Origin of the sequence: Rubrivirga marina (genome assembly GCF_002283365.1) — a bacterium.
Lineage (GTDB): Bacteria > Bacteroidota > Rhodothermia > Rhodothermales > Rubricoccaceae > Rubrivirga > Rubrivirga marina.
Genome location: NZ_MQWD01000001.1, coordinates 3,219,242 through 3,241,860, shown reverse-complemented (window position 1 = coordinate 3,241,860; position 22,619 = coordinate 3,219,242). Strand labels below are relative to the sequence as shown.

19 protein-coding genes are annotated in these 22,619 nt (G+C 71.3%); 8 read left to right on the top strand and 11 right to left on the bottom strand.

Translation table 11 applies throughout. The features are described 5' to 3' along the window. Positions 1 to 23: 23 nt before the first annotated feature. The 3 genes from BSZ37_RS13715 to BSZ37_RS21580 all read right to left on the bottom strand — a co-directional run bounded on the left by BSZ37_RS13715 (position 24) and on the right by BSZ37_RS21580 (position 3,113). A complete protein-coding gene (locus BSZ37_RS13715; protein WP_095511094.1) occupies positions 24 to 1,991 on the bottom strand; it encodes a hypothetical protein in 1,968 nt (655 codons plus the stop codon). 87 nt (positions 1,992 to 2,078) lie between these two features. Continuing rightward, positions 2,079 to 2,783: a gamma-glutamyl-gamma-aminobutyrate hydrolase family protein gene (locus tag BSZ37_RS13710; RefSeq protein WP_095511093.1), complete on the bottom strand. Its 705-nt coding sequence runs from the start codon at positions 2,781 to 2,783 to the stop codon at positions 2,079 to 2,081. Next, positions 2,784 to 3,113 carry a Smr/MutS family protein gene (locus BSZ37_RS21580; RefSeq protein ID WP_179299638.1) on the bottom strand — a complete coding sequence of 110 codons (330 nt, stop codon included), beginning with the start codon at positions 3,111 to 3,113 and terminating at the stop codon, positions 2,784 to 2,786. Positions 3,114 to 3,204: 91 nt separating this feature from the next. Between BSZ37_RS21580 and BSZ37_RS13705 the strand changes: the two genes are divergently transcribed. Beyond that, on the top strand, positions 3,205 to 4,203 hold the full coding sequence (locus tag BSZ37_RS13705) for a YihY/virulence factor BrkB family protein (protein ID WP_143537665.1): 999 nt from the start codon (positions 3,205 to 3,207) through the stop codon (positions 4,201 to 4,203). 36 nt (positions 4,204 to 4,239) lie between these two features. On the opposite strand, the gene BSZ37_RS13700 is transcribed toward BSZ37_RS13705, so the two are convergent. The 7 genes from BSZ37_RS13700 to dnaE form a co-directional block, all read right to left on the bottom strand. Beyond that, a complete protein-coding gene (locus tag BSZ37_RS13700; RefSeq protein ID WP_095511091.1) occupies positions 4,240 to 4,698 on the bottom strand; it encodes a TerB family tellurite resistance protein in 459 nt (152 codons plus the stop codon). Positions 4,699 to 4,783: 85 nt separating this feature from the next. Further along, positions 4,784 to 5,380: a hypothetical protein gene (locus BSZ37_RS22075; RefSeq protein ID WP_095511090.1), complete on the bottom strand. Its 597-nt coding sequence runs from the start codon at positions 5,378 to 5,380 to the stop codon at positions 4,784 to 4,786. 134 nt (positions 5,381 to 5,514) lie between these two features. Then, complete coding sequence (locus BSZ37_RS22380) at positions 5,515 to 6,393, bottom strand: DUF2911 domain-containing protein (RefSeq protein ID WP_218830502.1); 879 nt, start codon at positions 6,391 to 6,393, stop codon at positions 5,515 to 5,517. 68 nt (positions 6,394 to 6,461) lie between these two features. Continuing rightward, positions 6,462 to 7,067: a hypothetical protein gene (locus BSZ37_RS13685; protein WP_095511089.1), complete on the bottom strand. Its 606-nt coding sequence runs from the start codon at positions 7,065 to 7,067 to the stop codon at positions 6,462 to 6,464. A 108-nt stretch (positions 7,068 to 7,175) separates the two neighbouring features. After that, positions 7,176 to 8,486 (bottom strand): PQQ-dependent sugar dehydrogenase, encoded by a 1,311-nt coding sequence (locus BSZ37_RS13680; protein ID WP_095511088.1) that lies wholly within the window; start codon positions 8,484 to 8,486, stop codon positions 7,176 to 7,178. Between the two features lie 246 nt (positions 8,487 to 8,732). Then, positions 8,733 to 9,704 (bottom strand): glycoside hydrolase family 43 protein, encoded by a 972-nt coding sequence (locus tag BSZ37_RS13675; RefSeq protein WP_095511087.1) that lies wholly within the window; start codon positions 9,702 to 9,704, stop codon positions 8,733 to 8,735. A 94-nt stretch (positions 9,705 to 9,798) separates the two neighbouring features. Then, on the bottom strand, positions 9,799 to 13,275 hold the full coding sequence (dnaE, locus tag BSZ37_RS13670; protein WP_095511086.1) for a DNA polymerase III subunit alpha: 3,477 nt from the start codon (positions 13,273 to 13,275) through the stop codon (positions 9,799 to 9,801). A gap of 408 nt (positions 13,276 to 13,683) precedes the next feature. Here dnaE and BSZ37_RS13665 point away from each other — a divergent pair, with 408 nt between their 5' ends. The 7 genes from BSZ37_RS13665 (at position 13,684) to BSZ37_RS13635 (ending at position 22,175) form a co-directional block, all read left to right on the top strand. Beyond that, positions 13,684 to 14,340 carry an amino acid kinase family protein gene (locus BSZ37_RS13665; protein ID WP_095511085.1) on the top strand — a complete coding sequence of 219 codons (657 nt, stop codon included), beginning with the start codon at positions 13,684 to 13,686 and terminating at the stop codon, positions 14,338 to 14,340. Positions 14,341 to 14,499: 159 nt separating this feature from the next. Then, positions 14,500 to 14,679 carry a histone H1 gene (locus tag BSZ37_RS13660; RefSeq protein ID WP_095511084.1) on the top strand — a complete coding sequence of 60 codons (180 nt, stop codon included), beginning with the start codon at positions 14,500 to 14,502 and terminating at the stop codon, positions 14,677 to 14,679. Positions 14,680 to 14,761: 82 nt separating this feature from the next. After that, on the top strand, positions 14,762 to 15,643 hold the full coding sequence (locus tag BSZ37_RS13655; protein ID WP_095511083.1) for a DUF3078 domain-containing protein: 882 nt from the start codon (positions 14,762 to 14,764) through the stop codon (positions 15,641 to 15,643). Beyond that, positions 15,621 to 17,921 (top strand): thioesterase domain-containing protein, encoded by a 2,301-nt coding sequence (locus BSZ37_RS13650; protein WP_095511082.1) that lies wholly within the window; start codon positions 15,621 to 15,623, stop codon positions 17,919 to 17,921. The genes BSZ37_RS13655 and BSZ37_RS13650 overlap by 23 nt, the downstream gene beginning before the upstream one ends. After that, on the top strand, positions 17,857 to 19,131 hold the full coding sequence (locus BSZ37_RS13645; RefSeq protein ID WP_095511081.1) for a type IX secretion system plug protein domain-containing protein: 1,275 nt from the start codon (positions 17,857 to 17,859) through the stop codon (positions 19,129 to 19,131). Before BSZ37_RS13650 ends, BSZ37_RS13645 begins: the two co-directional genes overlap by 65 nt. A gap of 20 nt (positions 19,132 to 19,151) precedes the next feature. Beyond that, the gene (locus BSZ37_RS13640; protein WP_095511080.1) at positions 19,152 to 21,620 is read left to right on the top strand and encodes a zinc-dependent metalloprotease; all 2,469 of its coding nucleotides are present in this window, start codon (positions 19,152 to 19,154) and stop codon (positions 21,618 to 21,620) included. Positions 21,621 to 21,689: 69 nt separating this feature from the next. Next, positions 21,690 to 22,175 carry a flavodoxin domain-containing protein gene (locus tag BSZ37_RS13635; RefSeq protein ID WP_095511079.1) on the top strand — a complete coding sequence of 162 codons (486 nt, stop codon included), beginning with the start codon at positions 21,690 to 21,692 and terminating at the stop codon, positions 22,173 to 22,175. On the opposite strand, the gene BSZ37_RS13630 is transcribed toward BSZ37_RS13635, so the two are convergent. After that, positions 22,160 to 22,618 carry a hypothetical protein gene (locus tag BSZ37_RS13630; protein WP_095511078.1) on the bottom strand — a complete coding sequence of 153 codons (459 nt, stop codon included), beginning with the start codon at positions 22,616 to 22,618 and terminating at the stop codon, positions 22,160 to 22,162. The genes BSZ37_RS13635 and BSZ37_RS13630 overlap by 16 nt on opposite strands. Between the last annotated feature and the right edge of the window lies 1 nt (position 22,619).

The following is a 22,619-nucleotide window of genomic DNA, read 5'->3' as shown; positions in this document are numbered from 1 at the left end:
CCGACCGGGCCGGCCTCGGGGGTCTACTCGTACCGGACGTCGTCCTCCATCGTCGGCGGCTTGGCCGGGATGGGGTCGACCTGGGTCCGCGGACGGGGCGTGGGGGTCGAGTCCGGCGTGAGGTCGGCGACCGGCTGGCGGCCGAGGTTGACGCGGGGGTCGACGGAGAGCAGCGTCTCGGTCGTGGCGACGAGGTCGCGGAACGACGACGTCCGCCAGATCGAGCGGTGGATGCGGGCCACCTTCGCCTGGGTCTGGCGGTACCGAGAGTCCGGGTTCTGGGCCGCGAGCTCCTGCAGCTGATCGTGGATCGTCTCGAGGCGCTGCTGGGCCGAGCGCGTGAAGCCGAACCGGCCGGCGTCGGCCACGAGCCGCTGGTAGGCGCGGTCGGCGGAGGTCACCTCGTCCTCGTCGAGCAGGTGCGTCCGCTCGTCGAACACGTCGACCTCGCCGATCACGTCGAGGCCGACGCCGCGGAGCACGGCGGTCGCGCCTTCGGGAAGGAAGAACCGGACCGGCTTCCCGTCGCGCGAGGACGAGGACAGGCGGAGGTCGCCCGAGGCGGGCACCCCGCCGGACGGCGACATCGGCAGGTCGATGTGCTTGTTCAGGTCGCGGAACCGCTCGTACATCGTCGAGCCGTCAATCGGGCCCCACTCGAGGCGGCGCTGGTGCGGCTCGAGGGCCGTCAGGATCTGCGACAGGCTGACCGTCGTGCCCGGCTTGATCCGGACCCGCTCGGCGTGGATCGAGGCGGCCGGGTCGATCACCCGGTCCTCGGTCGCGCGGAGGGCGCCGTACGCCTTGAGGAGGTAGACCCGCGACTGCGGCCCGAAGCTCGACACGGCGTCGACCTGTTCGAACCCGTCCGTCACGCCCCACATGTAGGCGTCGGAAACGTGCTCGCCGCGGGCCCGGCCGGGGTTGGCGCGGATGTACTCCCGGTACAGCTTGAAGATGTTTCCGGGGCCCGTGTGGTACGCCGAGATGCCGGGGAGCTCGTGACCGACGGAGTTCGAATACGCACGGACGAGCATCATGTACGGCTCCATCGCCAGGAGCGGGTGTCGCTCCTCGCGGACCTCGACGCTTCCACCCGACGCCACGGGCACGCGGTACTGCTCGACGTCGAACATCTGCAGGATGTCCGGCATCATCTGGTACCGGCTCCGCGCGCCGACCGACGACACGAGCTGGTCCTGGTTGAACGTCTCGACGGTCCCGATCTCCGTGGCGAGCACGCTGAGGCCGAGACGCCGGGCGAGGTTCACCTCGTAGGTCAGGTAGCGGGCGTCGCGCTCGCGGGCCTCGAGCGTCTGGTCGGCGTAGCCCCAGCGGATGACGATGGCGTCCTCCGGGATGCCGTAGGACTTCCACTTGTCGCGGAGCCGCGTCGTGGCCGTCCGGCGCTCGCGGTTGACGGCGTCCCAGTCGGCCTGGCCGCGGCCGTCGAAACGGTCCTTGACGTCGCGGAGCTGGTAGACCTCCAAGGTCTCGCCCGTCCGGTCGTCGAGGACGCGCACGGTGAAGTTGTCGTCGACGCCGTACGCCTTGCGGTACATGTCGAGGCGCCAGCGGAAGTCAGCGAGGTGGTTGCTCTCCGCGCTGGCGTCGGCCGGGAGCGCGGCGAAGGCGCCGGCGAAGTACTGGCCGTAGAGCCGGTCGGGGTGGATGTCGAGCCCGCGGAACGTATACGGGTCGTCCGGGCTGAACGGGACGACGGGGTCCTCCACCTCGGTCTCGGACTGGGGCCGCTCGGCGGACTGGGCGGGGCGCATCTCCCCGCCCGAGGCGGCAAAGGCCACGACCGCGATCGCCACCATCCCAGCGAGGGCGACGAGCGGGATCAGCGCGGCCTCGCGGAACCGACGCCGGCCGCTCGCGCCTCCCACAGAAAGGTCATCGTGCTCGTCGACGGGAGCGCCTTCTGCGTCGACGAGGTGGTCGTCGTCGTTCGGGATCGGGCGGAAGGGATCGGGCGGGATGGACATGTGCAAGAAGTAGGATTCAGTCGCTCTCTGTTCCTTCAAAAACCGGGCCGAGACCCCGACGGTTCCTCACGGAAGCCCGGTGTAGGACTAGCGCCGGGCCTCGCGCGCACGTGCGACCAGATCCTCGAACACCGCGTCCAGGGGGGGCTCCATCGCTTCGGGATGGAACTGGAGGCCGATGAACGTCCCGTCGGCGCTTTCGATCGCCTCGATGGTCCCGTCGGGAGCCCGAGCCGAGACGACGAGCCCGTGGCCCGGCTCCGCCACGGCCTGCACGTGGCGCGTGTTGACCTCGATCTCGTCCCGCCCGACGATCTGCCGCAGCCGCGTGCCCTCGATGACCTGCGTGGGATGGACCGTCCCGCCCCGTCCCCGGCTGTGGACGGCCGTCCCCTCGACCTGGCGCTCGACGTCCGCGTAGATCGTGCCGCCCCGAAGGGCGCTCGCGAGCTGCATCCCGTAGCAGATGCCGAGCGTCGGCCGGCGGGCGTCGAGGAAGGCGCGGAGGACGCGGACGTCGGACGCGACCCGGTCGGGGTCGGTCTCGTCGATGTCGTCGGGGAGGTCGCCCACGAGCCCGTCGGTGACGGCGGGGCCGCCGGTCACGACGAGGCCATCGAGGAGGGCGGCGAACGCTTCCGCAGCCTCGTCGGTCGCGAGCATCGGGACGATGAGGGGGAGCCCGCCAGCGCGCTCGACCGCACGGACGTAGGCGAGGTCGAGGCGCTGTTCACGGGCGCCGGTGTCGGTGGGGTTGAGCGACGTCGTGACGCCGATGCGGGGTCGGTCCATCTAGCGGAGGTCCGCCAGTCGGAGGCGGCCGGGGCGGGGGGAGGGGGCCGGCGCGATGCCGAGGATCAGGACGGAGTCCTGGCGGAAGTCGGACGTGACGTGCTGGTCGAAGTCGCCGCGGTCGAGCGCGGCGTGGAGCGTGCCCTTGATGGTGCGGTCGGCGCCGCGGTCGGCCGTCGAACTGCCGTGGACGAGGCGGACCGTCGAGCGTCCGTACCGGGCGGCCTGCACGACGAGGGACTGCGCGAGGCGGAGGGCCTCGTCAATCCGAGCGCCGTGGAGGTCGAGTATAACGGTCTGGCCGTCGTCGTCGAGACGGGGGTGGGGCACATCCGGAGTCGTGGGGTGGGGCGAACGGGAGCACGCCCGGGGCGTTCCGACTGTGCCCCTCTCTTCTGCCTCCCGTCTCTGCCTCCACCTCATGGCGCTGTCCTGGCCCCTCACAAAAGACCTCGTCACCACGACCGTCCGCGAGGTGGGCGACGACGACGTGACCTCGCTGGCCGCCGCGATCGCGTACTACACGGTTTTCTCGCTGCCCCCCCTGCTGGTGCTCATCGTGGCCCTCGCCGGCGCGTTCATCGGGCCAGCGGAGGTGACGGAAATGCTCACGTCACAGGTCGGGTCGGCCGTCGGTAGCGACGCCGCAGACGCCGTCCGGACGATGATCGAGAACGCGAGCACGCTGGGCGCCGGCCTCGGCGCCAAGCTGGCCGGGATCGCGGCGCTCTTGTTCGGCGCGACCGGGGCGTTCGGGCAGCTCCAGAAGGCGCTGAACCGCGCCTGGGAGGTCGAGGCCGCCGACGAGCGCGGGCCGATCCTCTCCCTCGTCTTCAAGCGGGTCCTGTCGTTCGGGATGGTGCTGACCGTCGCGTTCCTACTCCTCGTGTCGCTCGCGATTAGCTCGGTGCTGGCCGCCCTCGGTGACGCCGCGGCGTCGGTCGCGGGGGAGGGCGTCGTCGGGACGGGCGTCCAGATCCTCAACCTCGTCGTCAGCTTCGGCGTGACGGCGGCACTCTTCGCCGTCCTCTTCCGCGTGCTGCCCGACGCCGAGATCTCGTGGCGCGACGTGGCCGTCGGTGCCATCGTGACCGCCGTGCTGTTCACGATCGGCAAGACGGCGATCGGATTCTACCTCGGCCGGGCCGAGCCGGGGTCGGCGTTCGGCGCGGCCGGGTCGCTGGCGCTCCTCCTCGTCTGGATCTACTACTCCGCGCTCATCGTGCTCGTCGGCGCGGAGTTCACGCAGGCCTGGGCGGAGAAGGTCGGCGGCGGCATCCGCGAGGACCCACCGGGCCACAGGGACACGACGCCGACCGTCGGCGAGCCGTCCGAGGAGGTGCACCCGATCGCGGTCGAGCGCGATCCGGCGCCGTACTCGGGCCGCACGCCCGCAAGCGAGGACGCGGCCTCGGCCTGAGCCCGTCCGCCCCAGTGCGATGCCGAGCGGGGACCGCTAGGCGTCGCCCTGCGAGAGCGGGGCGGGGCAGATGGGACGCTGGACGTCGGCGCCCTGCGCCGAGAACGCGATGTCGTGGAGGTGGGCCATGTCGTCGCGGTCCAGCTTGAGCACCTCGCGGGCCTCGTGGAGCCCGACGTGCTCGGCCGGCTCGATCAGACCGTCGGCCAGGACCACGTCGATGAGATTCAGCATCAGCGCCCGCCGGAGCTCGAGGTCCTCGTCCTTGAACTGGAGGAGGCAGCGCTCGAGCGGGGGCGGCTGGATGGCGAGCTGGAACACCTGCTTGCGCGCGTCGCCCGAGAGGTCGCCGAGGTCGAGGGACTCGAAGATCCGGTCGTCCTCGCTCTCGTCCATGTCGCGGTCGGCGGCGGACATGGCGAAGAGGGCGCCGTAAAACATCAGCCGCTGCTTCTCGGGCAGCGCGTGGAGGTCGAGTGTCGGAAGGGCAGACATGGCGGGATCCAGGGAGATTGGGCCGCCAAACTACCGCCGACTGGCGCCACGCTCCGGGCGCCCCCGTGAGGAGACGCCCCGAATGTCACGCGGCCTTGGCCGCGGCGCGGCGGACGAACGGCCGCACGTCCGTCTGGGCGTAGCGCTCGTAGAGGTCGCGAAGGTCGCGACGGAGCCCGTCGGCGCAGGGCGCGTCTGGCCCCTCCACGAGGCGGCCCTCCACCGACGCCGAGAAGGTCGGCCAGTCGGTGATGGAGACGCCGGGACGGAGCACGAGCGGGGTCTGCGGCGAGGCGAGGCGGGCGCGGAGCCACGCGGCCTGGAGCGTGACCTCGTCGTCCCAGTCGTGGGCGGGCGCCGGCTGGTCGAGGTCGAGCCAGAGATCCACGGCCTCGGCGTGGCGGCGGACGGCCGCCGACAGCTCGAGCATCCGGTGCGCGTGGCGGACGCGGAGGCCGCGCGTGGTCCGGACGAGCCGGGCGTTGCGGAACCGGATCTCCTGGAGCGTCTGAGCCAGCGTCCACGAGTCGCCGGGGCCGTCGGGGCGCGTGACGGCCGGCCGGGGCGCGTCGGCGTCGAAGCGGAACGAGTAGTCCGCGAGGTGCGCGTTGCGGCGGTCCGTGGGGGCCGCCTCGAACGTGTCGAAGGCGCGCTGGAGGGCGGGGATCTGCGAGCGGGTCATCGCCGGCTGCGGAGGTGCGGCGGCAAGATGACGGGCGGCGGTGTCAGCCGCGTGTCACAGGGAGTGGACGGTGGGGTCGCAGGCGCTCTCAGCCCGCCCCGCCTCGGCGCCGAGGCGGGCCGACCCGGACCCGGCTACGGGATCTCGTCGAGGCGAGCGAGCGCGGCCTCGGCCTCGTCGGGACGGCCGGCGCGGCGGCGCTCGCGGGCGTAGGCGCGCACCTCGTCCTCGGTCGCCAGCCCGAAGGCGGCGGCGCGGGCCTCGTCGGCCTCGTCGGCGCGGCCGAGGGCCTCCAGGGCGGCCGCGATCGTCATCGTGTTGCCGAACGTCGGCCGGATCTCTCGCGACCGCTCGGCCCAGGCGAGGGCGGCCTCGGGACGGCGGCCGGCGTCGAGGGCGTAGCGGGCGATCTGGTCCCAGCCCTCCCAGTAGAACCCGGCGACGCCGCGGAGCTCGCTCTCCATGTTCGCCAGCACCACGGCGGGCGTGTCGACGGTCAGGCGGACCGGCACTTCGAGGTCGTCCCACGCCAGGACCAGCGTCGCGGACGTCTCGTCCGGCGCGTCGAACCGGAAGCTCAGGCGCTCCGTCGCCGGGCCCTCCCGCGGGGTGACCATCACGCGGAGGGTGTCCTCGGCGGGGTCGTAGGAGTACGACCCCCAGGCCGAGGAGATGGTCGAAAAGATGATCGTCCACTCGTCCTCGCCGGGGATTGTGTGGAACCCGTAGCGGCCAGCGGGGAGCGTCTGGCCCTCGACCATCACGTCGGTCGACGCCTCGAAGACGGTGTTCTCGTTGGCGCCCGCGCGCCAGACCTCACCGTAGGGCACGAGGTCGCCCCAGATCCGCCGGTCGTTCACGGCCGGGCGGTGGTAGTCGACCCGCAACTCGGTCAGGCCGACCGTCTGGCTCACCTCGGCGTGAGGGCTGACGCGGGGCGTGGTGAGCTGCTGTTGGGCGGCGGGGGCGGCCGCCAGGGGGACGAGCGCGAGGGCGGCGAGGGCGAGACGCATGGAGTCCGGGAGGGTGTCGCGTGGAGTTTACGGACACCCCTCCGATCGAAACCGCGCTCGGCCCGCGCTTACCGGCGCGGTCGCTCCTCCAAGAGCGAGATCCGGACCCGGTCCTCGAGCGTCTCGATACGGCCTTCCCGGCGGGCGGCTTCGAGCGCGCGGACGTAGTCGTCCTGGAGCTCCGGATGATCGTCCAGCGTCCCGTCGGAGTCGACGTCGGAGGCGACGGGTCCGCGGCGAGCATTCTCGTACACCACGAACCGGTTCTCCCAGTCCGAGCCGCCCGAGGCCACGGACCACACGACGAGCGTGCGGTACAGGTGGCGGACGGAGAACGTCCGCGCCGGCTCCCGCTCCTTGTAGGCGCCGGCGGCGCGGGCCTCGGCGATCCCGTGGGCGTAGATTGCGTCCGCCTCCTCGAGCCGGATGGCTCCGACCAAAAGCGTGTCGAGGCGGCCGTCCTGGTCGCGGTCCCGGACGCGAAGCCGCAGGCGCCCGTCCTCCAGCAGGACGAGGTCGTTGGCGCGCTCGGCGCCGGATTCGGCCAGGGCGATGCCGTATCTGTGCCCGTCGAGGTCGAAGGTGAAGGCCGGGACGACGTTCGGCGACGTCGAGGCGCACCCGAGGGCGAGGGCGGTCGAGACGCCGAGCAGAGCCAGAGAGCGGTGCGTCATGGCGATCCACCGGCGGTCGACGCCGGCGGGGCGAAGCGCTTCAAGAGTAGGGGATGGACCGGCCGGCCGCAAGGGGGAATTCCGTGCCGGAGCGCCTGACTCCTCGGCCTACTCGGCGCGCGACACGCGCCAGATCACGTCGCCGACGTCGTCGGCCACGAGGAGCGATCCGTCGGCCGCGACCACGACGCCGACGGGGCGGCCGTACGCCTCGTCCTCGTCCGCCGAGAGGAAGCCGGTCAGGACGTCGCGCGGCGGGCCGGCGGGCTCGCCGTCGGCGAACGGCACGAACACGACCTTGTAGCCGCTCTTCGGCCGCCGATTCCACGAGCCGTGCTGGCCGACGACCATGCCCGCCTCGGGGGCGACCTGGCCCGCCTCGACCCACGCGAGGCCGAGCGACGCCGTGTGCGGGCCGAGTGCGTAGTCGGGCACGACGGCCTGGCCCACGAGGTCGGGACGGCGGGGCTCGACGCGCGTGTCGACGTGGTCGCCGAAGTAGCTCCACGGCCAGCCATAGAAGGCGCCCTCGCGCACCGCCGTCATGTAGTCGGGGACGAGGTCGCTGCCCAGCTCGTCGCGCTCGTTGACGGCCGTCCACAGCGCGCCCGTCGTGGGCTCGACCGCGAGGCCGACGGGGTTGCGGAGGCCGGTCGCGTAGAGGCTCGTGTCGCCCGTCGCCACGTCGATCGCCCAGATCGCCGCGCGGCCGACCTCCTCGTCCAGCCCGTGCTCGCCGACGTTGCTCGCCGAGCCGACGCCGACCCAGAGCGTCTTCCCGTCGGGGGAGGCGAGGAGGCTCCGCGTCCAATGTTGGTTGTACGTCCCGGCCGGGAAGTGCGCGACGGTGTCGGCCGGCGCCGTGATTGCGGTGTCGCCCTCCGCGTAGGGGAAGCGGACGAGCGACGCGCTATTGGCGACGTAGAGCTGGCCGTCGACGAGCGCCATCCCGAACGGCGACGCGAGGCCGTCGAGGAGGGCGGAGCGGACGTCGGCGACGCCGTCGCCGTCGGTGTCGCGGACGAGGGAGATCCGGTCGGCGCTCGGGCCGGCCGAGCCGGCCTTCTTCATGAAGTGGCGCCGGATGCGGCCGACGAACCCGTTCGTGCCGGCCTTCGGCGGGGCGTTCGACTCGGCCACGAGCACGTCGCCATTGGGCAGGACGTGCAGCCAGCGCGGGTGCTCGAACCCCGACGCGAAGGCGTTCACGGCCAGGCCCGGCGCGGGCGTCGGCTGGCGCCCGTCGGGCCACGGCTCGGCGTCGGCGATGCCGACGGTCGGAATGAGCGACGAGGTCGGAGGGGGGAGCGTCGGGTCGGGGCCGGTGCCGGCGGCGACGCTCAGGCGGGCCGTGTCGCCGCACCCGGCGACGGCGAGCAGGCCGAGCGCCGCACCGAGGCGGAGGACATGGCGGGACATGGCGGTGGGGGAGGGGCCCCTCCAACCGCCCGCCTCGGTGCGAGTTCGGGGGGAGCCGGCGAGCGGGTGTCCGGTCGCCCCCGTCGTCCCCACACGTCATCCTGCCCCACACGTCATCCTGAACGCAGTGAAGGATCTCAACTCGGCGTTGCAGGCCGTTGCCAGCGCCGGCTCGGGCTCGTCCGCGGGAGCCGAGATCCTTCGCTCCGCTCAGGATGACGCGGATCGAGGGGCGGGCTCCGGTCCCTATCGGTCGCCCGGGATCGTCTCGATGGAGCCGTCGGGGCGGTGCGTGAGCTCGGCCACCTTCATGCTGCGAAGATGCGTCCTCCCACCCGACAGCGACGAGTCGTGGTAGAACAGGTACCACTGGCCCTCGTGCTCGACAATCGAGTGGTGCGTCGTCCAGCCGAGGACGGGGGTAAGGACGACGCCCTGGTAGGTGAACGGGCCGTACGGGTTGTCGCCGGTGGCGTAGACGATGAGGTGCGTGTCGCCGGTCGAGTACGAGAGGTAGTACGTGCCCTCGTGCTTGTGCATCCAGCAGGCCTCGAAAAAGCGACGCTCGTGGTCGGTCTGGAGGATCGGGTCGCCGTTCTCGTCGAGGATCTGGATCTCGCGGGGCGCCTCGCCAAACTGGAGCATGTCGTCGCTCAGCCGGGCCACGCGCGGGCCAATCGCGGGGACGTCCTCGTCGCGTTCTTCGGGGGCGTCGGGGTCGTACGAGCCTGTGGTCCAGCGCTGGAGCTGGCCGCCCCAGATGCCGCCCCAGTAGAGGTAGTGCGTCCCGTCGTCGTCTCGGAACGTGCTCTGGTCGATGGAGAAGCTGCCCTCCATGGGCTCCGGCTGCGGCGTGAACGGGCCGCCGGGGTCGTCGCTCACGGCGACGCCGATGCGGAAGACGCCGTCTTTGTCTTTGGCCGGGAAGTAGAGGTAGTACCGGCCGTCCTTCTCGGCCGCGTCGCCGGACCAGAGCTGGCGCTCGGCCCACGGGACGTCCTTCAGGTGGAGCGCCACGCCATGGTCGACGACCTCGCCGCCGACGCGGTCCATCGAGAAGACGTGGTAGTCCTCCATCGCGAAGTGGTCGCCGAAGTCGTTCTCGGGGATGCCGGCGTCGATGTCGTGCGAGGGGTAGACGTAGATCCGCCCGTCGAACACGTGGGCACGGGGGTCGGCGGTGTAGAGGTCGGTGACGAGGGGTTCGGTCGGGGCCATCGAGAGTTAAGACGGAGGAAGGGTGTCTACAGAAGATCGGTGCGCGCGGTCACCTCGTCCGCCTCGGTGGTGCCGCCGAGGCGGGCGGAGTCGGCTAGGCCTCGCTTTCCAGAATGAGCGAGTCGGCGCCAAACCTTCGGCTCAGCCCCTTCATCAGGTCCGGCGTCAGATCCACCACCGCCGTCCGCGCGTGGAGGCGCACCGGCCGGGGGATCGCCCGGCTCGTCACCTCGAAGTAGACCTTGCACGCGCCCGGGTGCTGGCGGCAGAGGTCGGCGAGCGCGGCCACGTCCGCCTCGGTCGCCTCGTCCACGTCGATCCGCAGTGTGACCGCCTTGACCAGCTGCTCGCGGACGCGCCACATCGGGAGGACGTCCTTCGCCACCAGCTTGAGGTCGCCGCGCGAGGTCTCCGCCTTGCCCTTGACCATCATCACCTCGTCCACCCGGAGCATGTGCCCGCACCGCTCCAGGACCTGCGCGAACAGCACAACCTCCGCCTGGCCCGTCGTGTCCTCGATCGTCACGAACGCGATGGGCCGGCCGCTCTTGGTCGTCCGCCGCGTGACCTCCGTCACGATGCCGATGGCCGTCTGGTCGCTCTCGTGCATCACGTGCTCCGTGTCGCCGAGGCGGACGGAGGCGAAGGCGCGGGCCTCGGCGGCGAAGTCGTCGAGCGGGTGGCCCGAGACGTAGAACCCCATGAGGTCGCGCTCGTAGCGGAGCGTCTCGCCCTTCGTCCACGGCTCGGCGTGGGGGAGGGCCGGGACGAACGACGACCCCGCCTGCTCGGCCCCGCCGAACATCGAGAACTGGCCCGCCGCCTTGTCGGCCTGGTGCTTCTGCGCGTAGCTCCACGCGAGGTCGACGGCGTCGACGAACTGCCGGCGGTGGCCCTCGAAGCAGTCGAACGCGCCGGCCGAGGCGAGCGCCTCCAGCGTCTTCTTGCCGACCGTCCGGAGGTCGAGGTCCTTGGCGAGGTGGAACAGGTCGTCGAACGCCCCGCCGTGCGTGTCGCGCGCCTCGACGATGGCCTCGATGGCCCCCTGCCCGACCCCCTTGATGGCCGCCAGCCCGAACCGGACCCGCCCGTGCTCGACGGTGAAGTGGGCCGACGAGCGGTTCACGCATGGGGGCAGGATCTCGATGCCGGCCGCCCGCGTGGCGTCGAGCGCGATCGCCAGCTTGTCCGACGACGCCATTTCCGTCGTCAGCACGGCCGCCATGAACTCGGCCGGGTAGTGCGCCTTGAGGTAGGCCGTGTGGTAGGCCACGACCGAGTAGGCCGCCGAGTGGGACTTGTTGAACCCGTACCCAGCGAACTTGGCCATCATGTCGAAGACCTCGTTGGCCTTCGCCTCCGGCACGCCCTTCTCGCGCGCGCCGTCGACGAACGTCACGCGTTGCTTGTCCATCTCCTCCTGCTTCTTCTTGCCCATCGCCCGTCGGAGGAGGTCGGCGCCGCCGAGCGTGTAGCCGCCCATGACCTGGGCCATCTGCATGACCTGCTCCTGGTACACCGGGATGCCGTAGGTCGGCTCCAGGATGCCGCGGAGCATTTCGTGCGGGTACTCGACCGGCTCGCGCCCGTGCTTCCGGTCGATGTAGGTCGGGATGAGGTCCATCGGCCCCGGCCGGTAGAGCGCGTTCATCGCGATGAGGTCGTCCAGCGACGTCGGCTTCAGCTTCCGCATCCACTCCCGCATGCCCGACGACTCGAACTGGAAGATGGCGACCGTGTCGCCCTTCTGGAACAGCCGGTAGGTGTCGGGGTCGTCGAGCGGCACCTGGTCGAGGTCGATCTCGACGCCGTGGTTCTCCTGGATGAGCGCGAGCGCGTCGTCGAGGATGGTGAGGGTCTTCAGCCCCAGGAAGTCCATCTTGAGCAGACCGAAGTCCTCGATGTACTTCCCGTCGTACTGCGTCACGACCGCGTCGCCGGCCCCGCCTTTGCCCTTCTGGATCGCCACCGGCACGTACTGGCTCACGTCGCCCGGCGCGATGATGACGCCGGCCGCGTGGACGCCCGTGTGCCGCGCGCTCCCTTCGAGGACCGTCGCGTAGTGCATCAGCTTCCGGATCTGGGGGTCCTGGTGCTGGTACAGCTCGGCGAACTCCTTGACCTCGCTCTTGGCGCTGTCGAGCGACACCTTGACGCCGTCCGGGATCAGCTTCGCGATCCGGTCCGCCTCGGGCAGCGGCACGCCGAGGACGCGCGAGACGTCGCGGATGACGGACTTCGAGCCCATCGTCCCGAACGTCACGATTTGGCAGACCGACTCGCGCCCGTACTTCTCGACGACGTAGTCGATGACCTTGCCCCGGCCGCGGTCGTCGAAGTCGATGTCGATGTCCGGCATCGACACGCGCTCCGGGTTCAGAAAACGCTCGAAGAGGAGGTCGTAGTGGAGCGGGTCGATGTTCGTGATCCCGAGGCAGTACGCCACCGCCGACCCCGCCGCCGACCCACGCCCCGGCCCCACGCTCACGCCGAGGTCGCGGGCGGCCGTCGTAAAGTCCTGCACGATGAGGAAGTACCCGTCGAACCCCATCGAGTTGATCACGCCGAGCTCCAGATCCAGCCGCTCGCGGATCTCCTCCGTGATCTCCGGCCACCGCCGCTTGGCGCCCTCGTACGTCAGGTGCCGGAGGTAGGCGCCCGTGTCGTTGTTGAACGCCGCCGGGATCGGGAAGTGGGGCATGAGGAGTTCGCCCATCGGCAGCTCCAGCTTGCACTTGTCGGCGATCTCGCGGCTCGCGTCGAGCGCGGCGTCGACGGCCGCGGCGCTCGAAAAGACGCCCTGCTGGAGCCCCGCCCCAAACGCCGTCCGCATCTCGTCGGCCGACTTGAGGAAGAACTGGTCGTTCTCGAACCGCATCCGGTTCGGGTCGTGGAGGTCCTTGCCGGTCTGGAGGCAGAGGAGCACGTCCTGCGCCTCGGCGTCGGCCTGCGCCACGTAGTGAACGTCGTTCGTGGCGACGACCGTCACGTCGTACTCCTCGGCCCACCGCATCAGCACGGCGTTGCACGTCCGCTGCTCCGGGATCGCGTGGTCCTGGACCTCGATGTAGTAGTCGTCGCCGAAGATGTCGAGGTACTCCTCGAACACCTTCCGGGCCTCCGCCTCGCTCTTCTTGAGGATCGTCTGCAGGACCTCGCCCTGTAGACAGCACGTCGTGGCGACGAGGCCGGCCGAGTGGGCCCGCAGCGTGTCGCGATCGATCCGCGGCTTGTAGTAGTAGCCGTCGGTGTAGCTCAGCGACGAGAGCTTGATGAGGTTCTTGTAGCCCCCGAGGTTTTTCGCCAGCAGCACCTGGTGGTACCGCGTCCGGTCGGACTTGTCGTCCATCCCGGTCGGCGTGACGTAGAACTCGCAGCCGACGATGGGCTGGACGCCGGCCCGCTGCGCCTTCGTGTAGAACTCCGGGACGCCGTACAGATTCCCGTGGTCCGTGATGGCGACGGCCGGGTGCCCGAGCTCCGCCGCGCGGCCGATGAGCTTGTCGATGCGGGCGGCGCCGTCGAGGAGCGAGTACTGCGTGTGACAGTGGAGGTGGCAGAACTCGGGCATCGGGCGGGGCAGGGGGACCGCCGCCAAGATCACGGGACGTAGCTGATATGAGCAAGGTGTGTGGAGAACTTGGGCTCCACTTCGCGGGGCTCGACAGGCCGTGGTCGTCGGACCCAGCCGTCGAGTCCGTCCTCCGAATCGCCCCGCCTCGACGCCGAGGCGGGCGGACTCGGACATGACTTGGCGCATCGCCCTCGCGGTGTCGTTCTGTGCGGAACTGCGCACCCGAAGGATCTCTGGCGAGCACGATCCCTGGTCAACGCGCCCGGCGCCCGCTGGAGGTCGGGTCACGCGAAGCGATCCTTCGACTCGCTCAGGATGACGCTCGTACACAGGGGTGATGCGCGGGGCGGAGCCCGACCGCTAGCGCGGCGTTGGTCACTCGCACACCGATCGCCTCGACTCCCCATGCTCGTCGTCTACCTCGACCCCTACTTCCTCGGCGACCCGCTGTTCGTGCCGGGACTCGCTCAGGACCTGGCCGCGCGGGAAGGCGGGCTCGTCCTCGTCCACGGCAGCGGCGAGCGGGGGGAGCGCGCGCTCGAGTCGCTGGGCCGGATGCCGACGGCGGTCGACGGCGTGTGGCAGACGGACGACGCGGAGAGCCGCGAGACCATCGAGCGAGCGATCCGGGACCTCAACCGCGAGATCGTCCACGAGCTCAACGAGGCGGGCGTGTCTGCCATCCGCGTGATGGGCGCGGATCGGGGTCTCCTGAAGAGCCCGAACGGCGCGCTCGTCGCGGGGCGTACGGGGTGGCTCGGTGACCTCGTCGGGCAAGGCGTCGTGGCGGTCGTGGCCGCCCTGGTGGAAGGAGCGGAGGGGCCGGCGGAGGTGGACGCCGCCGAGTCGTCGGGCGTCCTCGCGGAAGCGCTCGGGGTGCCGCTGGCCGTTCTCACCACGAGGTCGGTCGAGGGCGGGGGAGCTGTCGAGACGCTGGCGGAGGCGTTCCCAGACCCCTCGGCGGCGGCCCGAGCGGTAGCGGTTCCAGGCCGCGCGCGCGCCGGTCTCCGCGTGACGCTCCGCCAAGCCGAGGGGTCATCCGCCATAGTGACAACGGGTTGACTACTTCGCGGTCTCTTCGAATCGCCCCATACGGCTCAATTTGGGCGGCTTCGGGTTGATCGGCCCGCCCTGCGGGGCTATGTTGACCGCCCTGGCGGGCCCAGGAAGCCGGTTGCCGGCTGGCCCGCACCCACATTTCCCCAACCCTTCTGCCACATCATGGCCAACATGTTCAGCAAGCTCCAGGACCACGTCGCTTCCCTGGAGGACGACTTCAGCAAGTTCTACGATAAGGGCAACAAGGCTGCCGGCACCCGTGTCCGTAAGGGCATGCAGGAGCTCAAGCAGCTCGCTCAGGACATCCGCGTCGACGTCCAGGACAAGAAGAACGCGGACTAACTCTTGCGTCCTGACGTCATGACGTCACGAGGCCGCGTCACCCGGTGATGCGGCCTCGTCTCGTATTTCGGCCCGCCCGCTCATGCGCCTCGTCCCGCTCCTCGCGCTCCTGGTCGCCCTCGCGCCCCGCGCTCAGGAGGCCGACACGCTCACCGCCGCCGACGGCTGGCGGTCCTCGCTCGTGGCCACCCTTGCGGGCAACCAGGCCTCGTTCTCGAACTGGCAGGAGGGCGGCGTCGACGCGCTCTCCGGGACGGCGTCGGTCGATGGGACGTTCGACCGCGTGGTGGGCGACTTCCTGACGGAGCAGACCCTCCGGCTGGTGATCGGTGTCCAGAAGCAAGACACGCTTGACGTCCGCAAGGCCATCGACGTGGCGCGATACGAGGCGTCCGCCGAGGTGATATCCGAACGGGTCTTCCGGCCGGCGCTGGCGGTCCTGTTCCGTACCCAGTTCGCCCCTGGCTTCGACTACACGCCGACGGCCGAGGAGTACCCGTCGCTCGTCGTCGTTCCGGGCGAGGAACTCAAGGTGTCCGACGCGTTCGCGCCGCTCGTCATGAGCCAGTCCCTCGGCCTCGCCGTCCGGCCCGGTGGCGGGGCCTTTCTCCGGATGGGGGTGGCACTGAAAGAGACGGTCGTGGGGATCGAGCGGCTTCGGCCCGTGCACGGCAACGCGCTCGACCAGCCCGTCCGCGTCCAGGCGGGGGTGGATGGGGAAGCCGGCATCGACCGCAAGATCATGGACAACGTCCGCCTCCAATCGCGTCTGTCGATGTTCCAGGCGTTCGGGCAGGTGGCCAACCAGGCCCCGGACGTGCTGTTCGAGACCGTCCTGCTGCTAAAGGTGAACAGCCTCCTCAACGTCCGTGTCGACGCGGCGGTCGCCTACGACGCGGACGTGAGCGCGGACGTCCAACTGCGCGAGGTGCTCGCCCTCGGTGTCTCCGTCCCCATTCTCTAGCCGGCCGCACCTGTGGCGGGTCGCTGGCGTCTACGGGCTCGCGGCCGTCGCGCTCTGGCCGGTCCCCGTCTTCGGGATCCTCCACGCCGAGGCGAGCGCGGTGCTCGCCGGCGTCGGCTGCCTGACGGCTGCGGTCGGCGCCGTCGGCCCGTTTCGCTCGGGAGCTGGGGTCCGCGCGCTCGCCCGTGTCCACCTCGGGGCGCTCCTTGTCCCGGTCGCGCTGCTGACGCTCTCTCTCGTGTGGCGGCCGAACTGCGGGTACGCGCTCGGGCTCGCGCTCTTCCTGACGGTCGTCCCGCCGAGCGTGCTGTTCGGGCTCGGTCTGGCGTACGCGGCGACGGGGCTCGGCGTACGGATGCCGCGCGTGACGCTCGCGCTGGCGGTGCTGGCGATCGCGGGCGTCGGCGTGGCGTTCGACCTCGGGCTCCATCCGCAGCTGTTCACCTACAGCCACGTGTTCGGCGGCGTCCTCGGGCCGATCTACGACGAGGAACTGGCCGTGCGCCCCGGCCTCTTCGCGGCGAAGGCACAGACGGTACTGTGGGCGCTCGCGCTCGTCGCGCTCGGCGCGTGGCGGCGGGGAGGAGGGCGCAGGGAGACGTGGCTCGGGGGGGCGTCGCTCGTCGCGCTGGGCGTGTCGATCCTGGCCGCCCAGCCGCTCGGCATCGTGCAGACCGAGCGGGGGATCCAGCGCGTGTTGTCGGAGACCGTCGACCTCGGGCCGGTCGTGCTCCACCTCGACCCCGAGACGCCCGGGGCGGAACGGCGACGGCTCGCCGACGAGGCGCTGTACCGGTTCGAGACGCTGTCGGAGCACCTCGGGGTGCGGCCGGACGTCCCGGTCGCCGTCTACCTCTACCCGGACGCCGACACGAAGGCCGCGCTCATCGGGTCCCGGATTACGAGCGTCGTCCCGGTCTGGCTGCCGACGCCGCAGATCCACATGCTGGCCGACGAGGTGGAGGCGTCGCTCGGGCACGAAATGGTCCACGTGCTGGCGCGGGAGTTCGGGATGCCGGTGATCAAGGCGTCGCCGGCCGTCGGGTTGGTGGAGGGGCTGGCCGTCGCGCTCGAGCCGCCCGACGGGCTGCCGTCGCCGGCGGCGCTGGTCACGGCGGGGCGGGCGGTCGAGGGCGACGGCCTGGGCGACCCGGCCGAGGCGGTCCGGGCGACGATGTCGCCGGGCGGGTTCTGGACGGCGCGGGCGGGCGTGGCGTACACGGCGAACGGGGCGTTCGTCGGCTGGCTGCTCGATCGGTTCGGCGCGGCGCCCGTCCGGGAGGCCTACCGGACCGGACGGTTCGACCGGTCATTCGGCCAGTCGCTGGCGGCGCTGGCGACGGAGTGGAACCGCGACCTGGCGCGCCTGCCGGTCGACCCGGAGGCCGTGGCGGTTGCGCAGTGGTTGTTCTCGCGGCCGTCGCTGTTCGAGGTCCGCTGCCCGCACCACGTGCCGGCCGACGTCCGCTTCGCCCGCGCGGGCGCCGAGGCGTGGGAGGCCGGGGAGGTCGGGACGGCTCGGGCCGCGTACGAACGGGCCGTTATGGCAAACCCCTTCCGCGTCTCCGCCCTCGACGGCGCCCTGCGGACCCGGCTGGCAACGGGGGGGCGCGCGACGCCCGACGACTTCCGCCGCGCCGAGGCCATCGTCGACAGCCTCCCCGACGCCGCCGCCCTGGTCCACCTCGGTGACGTCCGCCGCCTCCTCGGCCGAGATGCCGAGGCGGCGTACCGGGCCGCCGCCGACTCGCTGGCGCCGGTCGATGCTCTCGGCCGTCTCATCCTTCGGCAGCGGGCCGCGCTGACTCGAGACGGGCTCCGCCTCTGGCTTGCGACGCCGCCCGACTCCGTCCCCGACCGTCTCCGTGTCGAGGCGCCGGTCCTCGCCGCGCTCCGGCTGTCGGCCGCCGACCGCCCGCTGGAGGCGTGGGCCCTCGCGCGGACGTGGTGCCCGGAACGTCTCCTCGCGGGCCTCGACTCGGCGGAGGCGGCCGAGGCCGGACGGGGGCTCCGCCTGATTCAGGGCACAACGGCGTACCGGGCCGGAGCCCGGACGGCGAGCGCGCGTCTCTACGACGGCCTCGACGTGGCGTTCGCCGACGGGGGGCCTCGCAGCCTCGCCGCCCTCGTCCGCGACCGCGCCCGCCGCGTCGCGTGGCGCCGGTCGCTGGCGGAGCCTCCGCCTATCTTCGTCGATCCGACGCCCGCCCCTGATGCTCTCGCCCCGTGTTCTGACGCTCGCCGCCCTGTTCGTCGTGGCGGGCTGCGCGCTCCCTGAGGAGGCGGCGACGTCGGGGACGACCGAGACCGCGCCGCCGGCCCGGGTCGGCGAGACGATCATCTCGGACCCGCGCGTCGGCGCGCTCCAACTCCACCAGACGGGCGACGAGGCGACGCTCCCGGTCGTGACGCTGGACGCCCAGCAGTCGCTCCGGCTCGAGTTCGACCTCGTGGGGCAAGAGGCTGGCGCGCCGCTCGAGATCCGGTTCGTGCACACCGACCGGCAGGGGCGGTCGCAGCTCCTGCCGAGCGAGTACCTCACAGGCTTTGAGAGCGACCAGATCCTCGACTACGAGCGCTCGACGTCGTCGGTCCAGGTCCCGTACGTCCACTACAGCTACGACTTCCCGAACGCCAACATCGGGTTCAAGGTCAGCGGGAACTACCGGGCCATCGTTCGGGACGGCGACGGCCGGCTCCTGTTCGACGTGCCGTTCTTCGTCAGCGAGCAGCTGGCCCAGGTCGAACTCGCATTCGGCGCGACGGTGCAGGACGGGTCGGTCGGGTTCGCCGTCCAGCCCGCGGCCCGGCTCCGGCCGGATCCTCGGCTCCAGGAGTTCGACGGCTCGCGCTACACCGTCTGCTTCGGGCGGAACGGGCGGACCGACGACTTCCGCTGCGCGCCCGAGCCGTCGCTCGTCGACCTCGCCCTCTACCAGTTCTACCTCCCGCGGACGGCCGCCTTCCCGGAACAGCAGGCCCTGTTCGAACTCGACCTCGGCTTCCTCGGCGTCAACACTGAGGTGCTCGAGGTCGACCGGACGACGACGCCGCCGACGGCTCTCCTCGACCTCGACTACGCCGAGTTCGGCGGCGACGTCCGTCAGGCCGTCATCGCCTCTATCCCCCTCGTCGGGAGCGTCTACCGCGACGTCGGTCGGGCGGACGTCGACGGGCAGTACGTCGAGGTCAAGTTCCAGTACGTCCCCCCGCAGAGTCGCCAGTCGCCGCGCCGCGTCTACGTCGTCGGCTCGTTCAACGGCTGGCAGCGGACGCCGGAGTCCGAGATGACGTGGGTCGAGGCGGAGGGTCGCTACGCGGCCACGCTCCTCCTCAAGCAGGGGCGCTACGTTTATGGCTACCAGGGCGTCGCCGTCGAGACGCCCGGCCTCAGCGCGGCCTCGCTCTTCACGGCCTACGTCTACCTCGCCGACCCGCGCCGCTTCACCGACCGCCTCATCGCCGTGCGCAGCGGCGTCGCCCAGTAGTCCCACCCACCCCCGTCCTCATGTCCCGTTGGTTCACGTTCCTGTTCGCGCTCGCGTTCGTCGCCGGCTGCTCGTCCACGGCCCCCGTCGCCTCGGGCGGCGAGTCGGCGGAGTCGGAGGACGACGACACGTTCAAGCCCTACGACGAGGTCGTCACGGACGACGCCGCCACGGACGAGGGCCTCTTCGACGTCCACCTCTTCGACGAGGGCGAGAAGCTGCTCGTCGAGATCCCGGACTCGCTCTTCGGCCGCGAGATGCTCGTCGTGTCCCGCCTCGCGAAGACGACCGAGGGCTTCCAGTACGGCGGCTCGAAGGTCAACACGCAGGCCGTCCGCTGGGAGCGCCAGGGCGACCACGTCCTGCTCCGGACGGTCCAGTACCAGAGCGTGGCCCCCGACAGCCTCCCGATCTACCGCGCCGTGCGCGCGGCCCAGTTCGAGCCCATCATCGCCCGCGTCGCGATCGAGGCGCTCGGGCCGGACTCGACGTCGGTCGTGGTCGACATGACCGACACGTTCACGGGCGACACGCGCGTGTTCGGGATCCCGTCCGGCGCCCGCGAGGAGTTCAAGGTCCGCCGCCTCGACGAGGACCGCTCGTTCCTCGCCCGGGCCGCTTCCTACCCCGAGAACGTCGAGATCCGCTCGGTCCTGACCTACGACGCCGGCGAGCCGCCGGAGAACGCGTCGACGAACACGCTGTCGGTCGAGATGTCGCACTCGATGATCCTCCTCCCGGCCGAGCCGATGCGCCCGAGGCGGGCGGACCCGCGCGTCGGCTACTTCTCGATCGAGCAGACCGACTACGGCCTCCCGGCCCAGCGCGCCGAGGAGCGCGAGTACATCACGCGGTGGAAGCTGGTCCCCAGTGACCCCGAGGCTTACGCCCGCGGCGAGCTCGTCGAGCCCGTCGAGCCCATCGTGTACTACGTCGACCCCGCGACGCCGGCCGAGTGGCGCGAGCCGATCAAGCAGGGGATTGAGGACTGGAACGTGGCCTTCGAGGCCGCCGGCTTCCGCAACGCCATCCGCGCTGCCGACGCGCCCGTCGACGACCCCGACTGGAGCCCGGAGGACGCGCGCTACTCGGTCGTGCGGTACTTCCCGTCGGAGACGCAGAACGCCTACGGGCCGCACGTCCACGACCCCCGCACCGGGCAGATCCTCGAGTCCGACATCGGGTGGTACCACAACGTGATGAACCTGCTGCGGAACTGGTTCTTCGTCCAGACGGCCGCCGTGAACCCGGACGCCCGCGCGCCGAAGTTCCGCGAGGCCGTGATGGGCGAACTCGTCCGGTTCGTCTCGGCCCACGAGGTCGGCCACACGCTCGGGCTCCCGCACAACTGGATCTCGTCGACCGCGTATCCGGTCGACAGCCTCCGCAGCCCGACGTTCACGGCCGAGCGCGGGACGGCGCCATCGATCATGGACTACGCGCGGTTCAACTACGTCGCCCAGCCCGGGGACGGCGTGACGCAGCTCATGCCGCGGATCGGCGAGTACGACATCTGGGCCATCAAGTGGGGCTACACCTACTTCCCCGATGCCGACAGCGAGGAGGAGGAGCGCCAGCGGCTCCAGGCCATGGTCGCTGAGATCCGCGACGACCCCGCGCTCCGCTACGGCGCCCAGACGTTCGACCCGGTCGACCCGCGCTCGCAGAGCGAGGACCTCGGCGACGACGCCGTCTACGCGTCCGAGCTCGGCCTCGCCAACCTCAAGCGGATCGTCCCGCGCCTTCAGGAATGGACCACGCAGGAGGGCGAGAGCTACGACGACCTCGAAGAGCTCTACGGCCAGGTCGTCGGCCAGTGGGGCCGCTACCTCGGCCACGTCGGCCGGCAGGTCGGCGGCGTGACGATCGACCCGAAGCTGGTGGGCGAGGAGGGCCCGGTGTACCAGCCGGTCCCGGCCGAGCGCCAGCGGGCCGCCGTCGCCTTCCTCGTCGACGAGGCGTTCTCGACGCCGGACTGGCTCCTCGACACCGACCTCCTCGGCCGGATCGAGCCGGGCGGGACGGCCGACCGCGTCCAGCGGCTCCAGGAGTCGGCCCTGACGCGGCTGCTCGAGCCCGTCCGCCTCGGGCGGCTCGCCGAGGCGGAGTGGCTCACGGACGACGCGTACCCGGCGGCCGAGATGATGGACGACCTCCAGGCCGGCATCTTCTCGGAGATCGGCCCCGGCCGGAGCATCGACCCGGCGCGGCGCTCGCTCCAGCGCGCCTACGTCGACCGGCTCGGCGAGCTCCTCAACGAGAACCCGACGGCGATCCCGGAGCCGCTCTTCGAGCGGGCCTACGACTATCGCCCGCAGGACATCGAGCGCTCGGACGTCCGGCCCCTCGCCCGGGGCGCGCTCCTGACGCTGGAGGAGTCGATCGAGGCGGCGCTCCCGCGCTATCGCGCCCAGAACGAGCGCGCCGAGCGGTACCACCTCCTCGACCTCCAGGCGCGCATCGAGACCATCCTGGACCCGGAGGACTGAGCAACGAGTGAAGGGGGATGGGTGAGGGGCGAAGGCGTCTCACCCATCCCCCTTGACCCATCGCCTGCCATGCTCGATCTCCACGCCGCCCAGCCCGACGTCCTGATCCTGGTCGGCACGCAGACCGGCAACTCGGAGGTCGTGGCCGACGCCGTGGCTGAGGCCCTCGGCGAGCTCGGGTTCGCCGTCCACCTGCTCGACATGGCCGAGGCGTACCCCGAGATGCTCGAGGAGTACCACCAACTGATCGCGGTCACGTGCACGTGGTCCGACGGCACGTTCCCCGACAACGCCGTCGACTTCGTGGAGTCACTGGAGGCCGTGTCGCCGGACCTCTCGGGACTCCAGTTCGGCGTCTGCGGGCTGGGCGACCGCGACTACGACCCGTACTACCAGACGGCGGCCGAGAAGCTGGTCGGCCTCCTGCGCGCGGGCGGCGCGACCGAGGCGCAGGGCCTCCACGACATCGACGGCGGGCCGACCGAGGCGGACGTGGCCGGCGCCGTCGCGTGGGCCGTCCGCTGCGCGGAGGCGTTCGCTCAGTCCGCCTCCTGATCGGTCAGGTGGGCGACGAGCCACCGGCGAAACGGATCGGCCTCGGCGTCCTTCCCGGTCCATCGCGCGCGGTCGAACATCGTCAGTGCCATCAGCAGCGCGTGGTGCTGCCCGGCCCGGTCGCCGGCCAGTTCGAACTGCCGGTAGCGCCGGTCGATGACGGCGACGCTCCGCCGGGCGGCCTCGACGTCGCGGTAGCCGAGCGCCCCGGCGAAGTACTTCGAGTACACGTTCATCGGCTGCGACGTCGACGTGTAGAGGTCGAAGTAGCCGGGGCCGAGGCCGGCCTCCTGGAGGACGGTCCCGACGTAGCTCGGGCGCGACTGCGTGAGGAGCGCGAGCTCCTCGACGGTCTCGACGCCGGACAGGTAGAGCGCGACGATCTGGTCCTTTTTGCTCTCGGGCTCGGCGGGGGCGTCCGCCTCGGGGGGGATCTCAGACATG